This is a genomic window from Cohnella lubricantis (assembly GCF_014212015.1).
GTDB classification, from domain to species: domain Bacteria; phylum Bacillota; class Bacilli; order Paenibacillales; family Paenibacillaceae; genus Cohnella; species Cohnella lubricantis.
Genome location: NZ_JACJVN010000036.1, coordinates 1 through 10,317, shown reverse-complemented (window position 1 = coordinate 10,317; position 10,317 = coordinate 1). Strand labels below are relative to the sequence as shown.

Genomic DNA, 10,317 nt, shown 5'->3' with positions numbered 1-10,317 from the left:
TCTCCGGCCGCGTCATGACGTCGCGATCGCTGCCCTCGGCCGGCAGATAGCCGAGGTTGAACATGACGGCGCGCACGCGGCCATGATGCTCTGGCGCGATTAGCTCGGCCATGCGCTCATGCCCCGCGTGCAGCAGCGTCACGGGCGCCAGCCCGCCGCGGCGGCCCGGGCTGGCTGGCTGCCGCTCGCTGCCTTGCGCGTTCGCCGCCGCAACCGCCGCAGCCTCGGCGTCCAGCCGCTCTCGCGTAAGCTCGAGCGCTGCCTCCTGCACGTCGAACGCGTACACATGCCCGCCCGGGCCGATGGTCCGGGCGAGGAACAGCGTGTCGACGCCGCCGCCGGCCGTCGCATCGACGACAATGGAGCCCGGCTCAGCGCGCTCCGCGACCCATCGATGGGCCATGGTCAGGACGCTTAGGAAGCCCATCTCAGCGTCCCGTCCGCAGCTTGCCCTGCCATGTATCCCGGCGGGCCAGCTCAGCGTCGATACCGTTGAGCACTTCCCACTTGCGCAGACTCCACATTGGTCCAATGAGCAGGTCGCGCGGCGCATCGCCGGTCAGGCGGTGCACGATCATCTCCGGCGGGAGCATCTCGAGCGTGTCGACGATCAGCTGGGTGTATTCGTCCTGCTCGAGGAAGCGCAGCAGCCCTTCGCGCCATTGCCGAACCATCGGCGTCTTGCGCATCAGATGGAGCAGATGGATCTTGATCCCCTGCACGTCCATCTGCGCCGTCTGACGACCGGTCTCGAGCATCATGTCGCGGTCCTCGCCAGGCAGCCCGTAGATGATATGGGCGCAGACGCGGATGCCTCTGGCCCGCAGCCGTTCCACAGCATCCAGATAGCAAGCCGTATCGTGCGCGCGGTTGATCAGCTTCGACGTCGATTCGTGAACCGTCTGCAGCCCCATCTCGAGCCACAGGTACGTGCGCTCGTTCAGCTCCGCGAGGTAATCGACGACGTCGTCCGGCAGGCAGTCGGGACGGGTCGCGATGGACAGGCCGACGACGCCTGGCTGCTGCAGAATCGTCTCGTAATATTCGCGGAGCGTCGCCAGCGGCGCGTATGTGTTCGTGTACGCTTGGAAGTAGCCGATATACTTGGCGTCCGGCCACTTCAGATGCTGGCGGTCGCGAATGGTGTTGAACTGGGTGATCAGGTCGTCGCGCCGGCTGCCGGCGAAGTCGCCGGAGCCTCTAGCGCTGCAGAACGTGCAGCCGCCGGCGGCGATCGAGCCGTCTCGGTTCGGGCACGTGAAGCCTGCGTCGAGCATCACTTTGAACACCTTCGAGCCGAACTGCTCGCGCATCTCGTGGTTCCATGTATGGAATCTTTTGCCGCTCCACATCGCCGGCTGTACCGGCAGCGTAGGGGACATATCTATCTTAGACATTAATCCGTATCTCCTTGCGAACGATTTCTCTCATTATTGTAACGGAAAATGAGCTGGATAGCGAGAACGGGGGCCGTGTCCCGATAAACGAAGGTTGGCATTAAAGCGCTTTCCGATAAAGATGATTTTCGCTCCGCCAGCAATCATTGGGTCGCTTCCTTCTTGCGATACCTTACATGATGTGTTATATTAAAACTGCATCAGATCAAGGAATTTTGCAAATTTCGCATCTAGATCACAGCACCTATAATCATAGCTGATCCGCTGCTGGGGCAACTTATCCCTAATCTTCTAACTCAGGAGAAAGCGAGAGGTGAGGATCATGGCTGCTACCGTGAAGATCCCGCAGGGAGACGACACGATGAAGGTCGAGCTGACCATCAAGGAAGCGATGGCGCTTGCGGGCATCAAGTTCCACAGCAATCACAACGTGGAAGTATCCGCGAAGAAGAAGCTGCAAGAAGCGCTTGAGAACCAATACGGAATCGAAGAGCGCCGCTCCGTACATTGATCAGCCTGTTCAGCCGTAAGGCCGTCGCGTTCAAGCGAACGCGGCGGCTTTTTGTACTTTACAATCCGTCCGGAATTGGGCACAATTAGGTTCGGTTAATGTGAAGGCCGGCAGGCGAAGCGCCAAGCGCGATCGAGGGCTGCCGGCGATGCGCGGATAGGGAAGCGGAGGACAAGGCATGCGACTGCGAGGCAAGAAGCATACAATCGAGGTTCTGGAGAAGCAGACGGATCTCGTTATATTGGAACCGGCGAAGTGGAAGGGCCGCTGGCACGAGCTGTTCGGCAACGATCGCCCGATCCATATCGAGCTGGGCATGGGCAAGGGCCAATTTATCAGCCGGATGAGCGGCAACAATCCCGAGATCAACTATCTCGGCATGGATATGTATGACGAGCTGCTGCGGAAGGGAAGCGAGAAGGCGCGCCGAGTGTGGAAGGAGAAGGGCTCGGACGAAGTGCCGAACCTGTTCCTCGTGCGAGGCAACGTCGAGCTTCTTGGCGAGATGTTCGAGGACGGCGAACTGGAGCGCATCTACTTGAACTTCAGCGATCCGTGGCCGAAGAGCAAGCATGCGAAGAGAAGGCTGACACATCCCCGCTTCCTCGAGAAGTACAAGCGGGCGCTGAACGAGAAGGGCGAGATCCACTTCAAGACCGATTCGCTCAGCCTGTTCGAGTTCTCGCTTAACAGCTTCTCGGACTCGTTGCTGCAGATGCGCAGCATCTCGCTCGATCTGCACCGGGACGAGCTTCGCGAGGATCTCGTCCTGACGGAGTACGAAGCCAAGTTCGTCGGCCAGGGCAAGCCGATCTACCGGCTTGAGGCAGTCATTGGCAGCGAGGCGATCCGTCAGCATCGCGAGCGTGTTGCCTCTGAGCTAAAGGCTTCGAGCGCGCGAGCCGCTGCACGGCAAGAGGCCGGCCTATCGGCAGATGCGGACGACGACGATCAGGCGTAAGGCGAGCCGACGCCGCGAACCAAGCTCCTATGGCCGATGCCATAGGAGCTTTTTCACCCTTATTCGGATATTAGACCTTAGCGAAGAGAAGGTGTTCCTGTGAACCGATCTCCTTATTTCATCGTTGAACGAGGCCATCCATATGAATGGGGCACCGTACTGACGCTGCCGAAGGAGGCAGGCCGCATCGTACTGGGCCGAAGCGACAGCGAATGGGAGCCCGATGTCGCTTTTGACAATGCGTTCGTGTCCAGGAGGCAGGCGGCGATCGACATCGAGAGCGGCTCCTGCTCGATTATGGATTTGGACAGCAAGCACGGCACACAGGTGAACGGCAACCCGCTGACACCGTTCGTTCCCGCGCTGCTTGGCTCTTCGGACCGGGTCAGCTTCGCGGGCGGGATGGTCATCCTGACGTTCTCTCCAGTGCGTACGGACGAGACGCTGGAGTTTACGCCCGTTGTTCCGACGAATGATTTCCTTCGAGGGGATTACAAGCTGGACCCGATCCGGCAGACGATCCGGCTCGGAGAGGACCTTCATCAACTATCGGATAAGGAGTATCGATGCCTGGAGCTGCTCGTGCGCAAGGAACGGCAATTCGTCGGAAGGGAAGAGATCATCCGTTACGTATGGCCCGAACGAGCGGAAGCGGACCTTCAGTCCGCCGCCAGCACCGAAGAGATCAACTCCTTGCTGTACCGCATCCGCAAGAAGACGAACCACACGATCTTCATCGAGAATATCCGCGGCAAAGGCTATATCCTTCAAGAAATAACGCCAGGCGAGTATGGATAAAGGCTTTTGCCCTCCGTCGCTGCGCGTTCTCCCCTGATTTGGTATTGACTAAATTATCCAGTGTTTTATGATGGAAGTATACACAAGAAACCCAAAAACACCGTGAAGGAGGCGAGCTTGCTTGCTGCTGACTAAGCGGCGAAAGCAATTTCTAAGGCAGTTGGTCGACCTCTACCGCGCGACGAAGCTGCCGATTCACTATGAGACGCTGGCGAGCGCTTTGGGCGTCAGCAAATGGACCGCTTATGACATGCTCAAGGCGATCGAGAGAATGGGCCTTCTCATCCGCAGCTACGGACCGAATCGCGGGGAAGGAGGACGTTCGCAAGTGCTGTTCACACCAACGGCGCAAGCGGAGGAGCTGTGCAAGGCGGAGGCCGACGAGCCTGCCGGGAACCCGGAGGAATGGCAGGCGACCAAGGCGGCTGTGCTGAAGCTGCTCGGCGGCGTTCGCGCCGGCGGCATTGGCGAAGCGTTGCAGCGCATGAACGCGGATCTGAAGCGCATGAAGCGAAGCAGAGACTTCTGCGCCTACAGCATCGTCATTCTGTTGGCGCACCTTCAGCATGCCGGCGGAAGAACGGAGGAATTCGTCCGCCAGATGGTTCAGAAGGCGCCGTCGGGCGAGATGCGCATGACGATGTTCGCCGGCGCGGTGCTGGGAGCCGTCTGCCAGACGATGGCGGAGGCAGGCGCAGAGCTCGCCGAATTGGCCGGTCATTATTTGAAGTCGGTCGCCGGACTGACGGATCACGAGAAAGAGCTGATGTCTGATTTGCTGCTGGAAGCGTTGGTTTGACTCAAAAAAACTTTTTTGGGACGAACGGAGGCATTCCGAATGGCGCGTTATTACCGCGAATTTCTCACCAATCCTATGATTGCATTCATTACCTCGCTTGCTGTCGTCGGCCTCGCTTTAACGATCGTAACGTTCGGCGGCTGGCGCACGGTCCTCTACTACTTCCTTGGGATGACGTTATACGCAGTGTTCGAGTACGTCGTCCACCGCTATCTGCTTCATGAATTCCCCAAACTCATCCCTGCCATGTACCGGGGGCATGTCGCCCACCACGATCATCCGAACGATATCCATCACCTGTTTAGCCCTCTTCGCTACGATGTGTCCGTTTACGCCGTTTATTTCATTATCCTGTGGGCGCTAAGCCGAGATCTGGGCATTGTCGTTGCTTGGATGGCCGGCACCGCGCTGTTCCAGTTGTATTATCAATGGATGCATTACGTCGCCCATCGGCCGATTACGCCGATCACCCCGTGGGGCAAATGGATGCGCAAGAAGCATCTGCTGCATCACTTCATGGATGACCACGCCTGGTACGGCGTATCCCATCCGGCGATGGACTATTTGATGGGAACCGACAAACCCCAGCGTAAGCCTCGACATGCAGGGGTTTCTGCCGGCTCTTCCAGGCCGGTGGAATGATAGCGTGTCCGGCAACCCACACTAAATGGCAAACCATTCACGAGAGGAGCGGGTGAGGATGAGAGATATGATCAGCAAGGCGGTGTCGCTGGGACTTGGTCTCGCGGTAGCCGGCAAGGAGCAGGCGGAGAAGCTGGTTGACGAATTGGTCAAAAGGGGCGAGATGAGCCGCGAGGAGTCGTTCGCGTTCGTTGACGACCTGTTGAAGAAGGGTGAGGATGCGCAGCGAAGGGTGAGCGACCTTGTGCAGGAGCGCGTCCAAGCCTTCGGCGACCGAACCTGGGCGACGAAGGAGGATATTGAGCGGCTGGAGCAGCGGATCGACATGCTGATCGCTCGGCTGGATGCGCAGCATGACCTCAGCGCCGCAGACCCGGCGGGTGGCAAGGCGGAAGACGCCGACCAACCCTAATCGAAGCGGGAGGCTGTCACGGCTAGCGGGATCTCGCATACAAGAATCAAAGGGAGGGGCTCCGGATGGACGTCGGCAAGAGGATCCGGCATTTCCAACGATATCGGGAGATCGTATCTGCGTTCGTCCGGTACGGCTTCGGCTACGTCGTGAAGGATATGGGGCTGGCGGAGCTCGTGCCGATGCGCCTCAGGTGGACGGAGCGGGCGGAGCTGGACAAATCGTCGATCGCGATCCGCGTCCGGATGTTCCTGGAGGAGCTCGGGCCAACCTTCGTGAAGCTGGGACAGCTTGCGAGCACGCGGAGCGACCTTCTGCCGCCGGAGTTCATCGAGGAGCTGAGGCGGCTTCAGGACGACGTTCCTCCATTCGCGTTCGAGGAAGTCAAGCGCATTATCGAGGAGCAGCTGCAAGCGCCGCTTGAGCAATTGTTCCGCGAGTTCACCGACACGCCGCATGCGGCCGCATCCATTGGACAAGTGCACTTCGCTGTGCTGCCGGACGGGGCGCAGGTCGCGGTTAAGGTGCAGCGCCCCAATATCCGCAAGGCGATTGAGACCGATCTGGAGATCTTGACGGAGCTGTCGCGCCACGCGGAGCGGAGGCTGGAGTGGGCGCGCCGATATCGTCTGAAGGAGATGACGGAAGAACTGGGGGCTGCGCTGTTAGGGGAGCTGGATTATGACCGGGAGCGGCGGAATGCGGAGAAGTTCGCGGTGCTGAGCGAGGCGCTGCCCTACATACGTATTCCGTCCGTGTATCGTCAATTGTCATCCGACAAAGTGCTGACGATGGAGCGGGTGGAAGGAATTAAGCTGACCGACCGTGATCAGCTTCTGCAGGAAGGGCGTCCGCTCGCCGATATTGCGGGCAAGCTTGTGACGGCTCTTCTGCATCAGATCGTGATCGACGGGTTCTTCCACGGGGATCCGCATCCAGGCAACGTGCTCTCCTTGGAGGACGGCCGGCTTGCGCTCCTTGACTTCGGCATGGTCGGCAAGCTCCCGCCAGACACGAAGGCGCACTTCGCATCGTTCCTCATCGCGCTGCGCGGGCAGAGTACGGACGGCGTCATTCGAGCGATCGAGCGCTTGGGGCTCGTCCCGGATAACGTCGAACGGAATAAGCTGCGGGCCGAAGTGGACGAAATGCGAGAGATTTATTACAATGCCCCGCTTAGCGAGATTAGCCTCGCGGAATCGATTCGCGAGTTTCTCGAGCTGGCGAGGCGGCACAACATTCGCGTCCCCTCTGACATGACGCTGCTCGGGAAGACGCTGATGACGCTTGAGGGCGTCGTGACGTCGCTTGACCCGACATTCAGCATTATTCAAGCAGCCGAGCCGTTCGGGCGCCAGCTGCTGCTGGATCGCCTGAATCCAGCTCGGCTTGCATTGAAGCTGGGCAAGCGGATTCCGGAGATCGCGGAATGGCTGGCCGAGACGCCGGCCAAGCTGAAGGAGCTGCTAGCGCTCGCTAAGCAAGGCAAGATCAAGCTGGAGCTAAGCATACCCGAGCGGGAAGCATTCCTGCAGAAGCTGGATCGAATCGGCAACCGCTTGTCGTTCAGCATCGTGCTGTTGTCGTTCAGCATCTTGATGGTCGGTCTTATTATCGGTTCGTCGATCAGCCATCAGCAGACCGTGCTCTGGCGAATCCCGGCGATCGAGATCGGCTTTGGCTTGGCGGGGCTTATGTTCTTATGGCTGATCTACTCGATCTTCCGATCCGGTCGCTTCTAAATCCAGAGCGAGACGAACAGCGCGGTTGCGCTTCCGATCAGCGCCCCGACGATTGTGTCGCTCGGGAAGTGCAGCCCGAAGTAGACGCGGGACAACGCGACGCCGATGGCGATCGGCAGGAGAGCGGGGATCAGCGCGGGGCTGGCCATCATCCAAGGCGTCAGCATCGCGAAGGCCGCGGTTGTATGCCCGGACGGGAAGGACGGATCCTGCAGCGGCCGCCTGCCTATATTCGCTTGCGGGAACACCTGATGAGGCCGCTTGCGAGGCGCGCTTCGTTTGGCGATCGCGACGGGCAGATGGCTGAGCGCGATCGCGGCCAGCGCCTGCCAACCGGCGGCGCTCCATTCGCCCGGCAGCAGCAATCCCATTGCTAGAGAGAAGCCGAGGCTAAATATAGCTCCGCCTATGAACGTGAGGATGGCGAACAGGCGATTCAATACCATACGGTTCCATCGGATGTTCACATGCAAGAACAAAGGGCCCTCCACCTGCTCGAGAAGTCGGTAGATCCGGCTCATTCCCATCGCTCTCCTTTTGCCCATTTTGTCGAATGCTTACAAGTTCAAGTTCAGTGTATCGCGCAATTGTACGCGCAGAATGAGCTCATCGCAAACCGAGTGTAAACGAGTGTAGATGGATGTGATTGCCGATGATTTGACTTCCCATTGATCTTCCGATAACTTCCGGATTCTAAGATAGAGGAAAAGGATCGGAGGCGATGCGGATATGGATCAGATTCGGCTGGCGCTGTTCACGGACACCTACACTCCGGAAGTGAACGGCGTCGCCAAGACGTTGGAACGCTGGGTCGCTTATTTGCAGAAGCAAGGCATCCCCGTCATCGTGTTCGCTCCATCTCGTCCGCGAACCGAGCACCATCCATCGGACGTCGCGGAGAGGCTGGCCAGCGTTCCTTTCTTCCTCTATCCCGAGCTTCGTATGGCTTCTCCCCTCTCGTATACCGCTGAGCGCAAACTGCTTGCTTTTCGCCCGACAATTCTCCATGTCGCGACACCGTTCGGCATCGGCATGACCGGCCGGCGTCTCGCTCTGAGGCACGGCATCCCTCTCGTCGCTTCGCACCACACCCACTTTGTTCGCTATCTGCCGTTTTACAATCTGCAATGGATGGGTAGACTGCTATGGAGATATCTGCATTGGTTCCACCGTCCTTGCCGCACAATTTATGTCCCGTCGCAGTCCGTGCTGGGAGCGGGCGAGGCTCGCTCGCAGCTCGGTATCTCCGTATAGCTCCGGACTCGCGTACGCGCGGAGCCGGACGTGGGACGATGTATTCGGCCGCTTGCTCGCCAGCATGACGAATGCGGTCGCCGGCAGCGGGACCGCTGCTGGTTAAGCTGCTGGACCTGCGAACGATTTTGGCGCGAGCCTTCAGGGCTGCAGTCATGGAAGAGCAGGAATCCGGCGGTTTAAGCTCCTTTAGGGAGGATGATCGCTTTATTCCTCCGCCATTCGGTTCTAATCCTCTCTCTTAGCCGCTCAGGCTGGATATGGGGGAATCTGGCTTTTGACAAAGAGGTCATTTCCAAAGACAATCTAAAAAGCGTTTTTCGCACCAGATAACAGAGAGAGAAGAAGAAGCGAGAAACGTACAACTGCGGGATCGGAGCAGCCCATACAAACCAAATAAACAGGGCGCACGAACCGCAAGGAAAAAGGGGTTCAGGGGGTACCAACCGAATATGTGGAACAGCTTATTTCTGATCGTCCAAGTGCTGCTTGCGATGGTTGGTCTGTATCAATTCGCGCTCACCTTGTTCGGGCTTAAGCGCAAGCAGACCAGCATTCAGCACGAACCGGGCAAATCGTTCGCGATCCTGGTTGCCGCGCACAACGAAGAGAAGGTCATCAGCGCCTTGGTGGAGAATCTGCTCCGCTTGAAGTATCCGCGAGAGTTGTTCGACATCTTCGTCATCTGCGACAACTGCACCGACAACACCGCTGAAGTCGTGCGGAGATTTCCCGGCGTCTACGCCTGCGAACGGTTCAATCAGCATCAGCGAGGCAAAGGCTTCGCCATTGAGTGGATGCTCAAGGAATTGTGGGGCCGTCCGCGTCAGTACGATGCGATTGTGATGTTCGACGCCGATAATCTGGTTAATCCGGACTATCTGCTGCACATGAACAATGATTTGATGAACGGCCACAAGGTCATTCAAGCGTATCTTGATACGAAGAATCCGGACGATTCCTGGATTACGGCCGCTTACGGGATCACCTATTGGTACTGCAACCGGCTCTGGCAGCTGCCGCGCAAGCAGCTTCGCATGGCCAACTTCCTCGGCGGAACCGGCATGTGCTTCGACACCGCTCTTCTCAAGGAGATGGGGTGGGGGGCGACGAGCCTGGTCGAGGATCTAGAGTTCACCGTTCGCTGCGTCAAACGCGGCGTCTATCCGGTGCTGAACTACGAAGCGAAGGTGTTCGACGAGAAGCCGCTGACGTTCAAGGCGTCGGCGAGACAGCGGCTGCGCTGGATGCAAGGCCATTTCACCGTCGCTCGCAAATATTTCTTCCCTCTCCTCTGGGCGAGCCTGAAGGAGAGAAACTTCGCGAAGTTTGACACCGCGCTGTACACGGTGACGGTCTACAACGTGCTGTTCGGCTCCATCTTCTCCTGCATCATGTGGATCGACCAGCTGAGAAGCGAGCCCGCGCTGGATTCCATCTACAAGCATCTGCCATGGTGGGTGGCGTTCGCAGCCGTCTTCGTCTCGATCGCGCAGTTCCCGCTTGCGTTGGCGCTTGAGAAGGTTCGGTCGTGGAAAATGTACGTGTCGCTGCTGCTATTCCCGATCTACCTGGCCTCGTGGTGGCCGATTACGCTGTGGGCGTTCTTCACCCAGAATAACAAGACGTGGAGCCACACCGAGCATACGCGCGTGCTGCGCCTAGAGGAAGTCCAGAGCAAGCAAGTGTTGTAACGGTTCTTTGATATATCAGAAGGTGTCGTGTACGTTAGAAGGGTGTCGTTAATCGTTTAGCCTGCCTGGCGGCCTGTATGGCCGCCTTTTTCTTGTGCGCCACGCAT

12 protein-coding genes are annotated in these 10,317 nt (G+C 58.5%); 9 read left to right on the top strand and 3 right to left on the bottom strand.

Going from position 1 to position 10,317, the window contains the following annotated elements; all coding sequences use genetic code 11:
- Together H4Q31_RS10715 and mnmL are read right to left on the bottom strand one after the other, a co-directional pair.
- On the bottom strand, positions 1 to 532 hold a 532-nt coding region (locus H4Q31_RS10715), incomplete at its 3' end, for an MnmM family RNA methyltransferase (protein ID WP_311771715.1).
- Positions 429 to 1,397, bottom strand: a complete 969-nt coding sequence (gene mnmL / locus H4Q31_RS10710) for a tRNA modification radical SAM protein MnmL/YtqA (RefSeq protein ID WP_245347375.1) — start codon at positions 1,395 to 1,397, stop codon at positions 429 to 431. The genes H4Q31_RS10715 and mnmL, both read right to left, overlap by 104 nt.
- A 322-nt stretch (positions 1,398 to 1,719) precedes the next feature.
- Between mnmL and H4Q31_RS10705 the strand changes: the two genes are divergently transcribed.
- The 7 genes from H4Q31_RS10705 to H4Q31_RS10675 all read left to right on the top strand — a co-directional run bounded on the left by H4Q31_RS10705 (position 1,720) and on the right by H4Q31_RS10675 (position 7,262).
- Positions 1,720 to 1,908, top strand: coding sequence for a hypothetical protein (locus tag H4Q31_RS10705; RefSeq protein WP_185179075.1), 189 nt, complete (start codon positions 1,720 to 1,722; stop codon positions 1,906 to 1,908).
- A gap of 178 nt (positions 1,909 to 2,086) precedes the next feature.
- Positions 2,087 to 2,869, top strand: coding sequence for a tRNA (guanosine(46)-N7)-methyltransferase TrmB (gene trmB / locus H4Q31_RS10700; protein ID WP_185179074.1), 783 nt, complete (start codon positions 2,087 to 2,089; stop codon positions 2,867 to 2,869).
- A 99-nt stretch (positions 2,870 to 2,968) separates the two neighbouring features.
- Positions 2,969 to 3,667, top strand: a complete 699-nt coding sequence (locus tag H4Q31_RS10695) for an FHA domain-containing protein (RefSeq protein ID WP_185179073.1) — start codon at positions 2,969 to 2,971, stop codon at positions 3,665 to 3,667.
- Positions 3,668 to 3,788: 121 nt separating this feature from the next.
- The gene (locus H4Q31_RS10690) at positions 3,789 to 4,466 is read left to right on the top strand and encodes a LexA family protein (protein ID WP_185179072.1); all 678 of its coding nucleotides are present in this window, start codon (positions 3,789 to 3,791) and stop codon (positions 4,464 to 4,466) included.
- Positions 4,467 to 4,505: 39 nt separating this feature from the next.
- The gene (locus H4Q31_RS10685; protein WP_185179071.1) at positions 4,506 to 5,108 is read left to right on the top strand and encodes a sterol desaturase family protein; all 603 of its coding nucleotides are present in this window, start codon (positions 4,506 to 4,508) and stop codon (positions 5,106 to 5,108) included.
- Between the two features lie 58 nt (positions 5,109 to 5,166).
- Entirely contained in the window at positions 5,167 to 5,520 is a 354-nt protein-coding gene (locus H4Q31_RS10680) for a phasin family protein (RefSeq protein WP_185179070.1), read from the top strand.
- Between the two features lie 65 nt (positions 5,521 to 5,585).
- A complete protein-coding gene (locus H4Q31_RS10675; protein WP_185179069.1) occupies positions 5,586 to 7,262 on the top strand; it encodes an ABC1 kinase family protein in 1,677 nt (558 codons plus the stop codon).
- Here the strand turns inward: H4Q31_RS10675 and H4Q31_RS10670 are convergent.
- Positions 7,259 to 7,783, bottom strand: coding sequence for a phosphatase PAP2 family protein (locus H4Q31_RS10670; RefSeq protein ID WP_185179068.1), 525 nt, complete (start codon positions 7,781 to 7,783; stop codon positions 7,259 to 7,261). The two genes, H4Q31_RS10675 and H4Q31_RS10670, sit on opposite strands and share 4 nt — an antisense overlap.
- Positions 7,784 to 7,991: 208 nt before the next feature.
- Here H4Q31_RS10670 and H4Q31_RS10665 point away from each other — a divergent pair, with 208 nt between their 5' ends.
- On the top strand, positions 7,992 to 8,516 hold the full coding sequence (locus H4Q31_RS10665) for a glycosyltransferase (RefSeq protein WP_185179067.1): 525 nt from the start codon (positions 7,992 to 7,994) through the stop codon (positions 8,514 to 8,516).
- 452 nt (positions 8,517 to 8,968) lie between these two features.
- Positions 8,969 to 10,210, top strand: coding sequence for a glycosyltransferase family 2 protein (locus H4Q31_RS10660; RefSeq protein WP_185179066.1), 1,242 nt, complete (start codon positions 8,969 to 8,971; stop codon positions 10,208 to 10,210).
- Positions 10,211 to 10,317 lie beyond the last annotated feature (107 nt).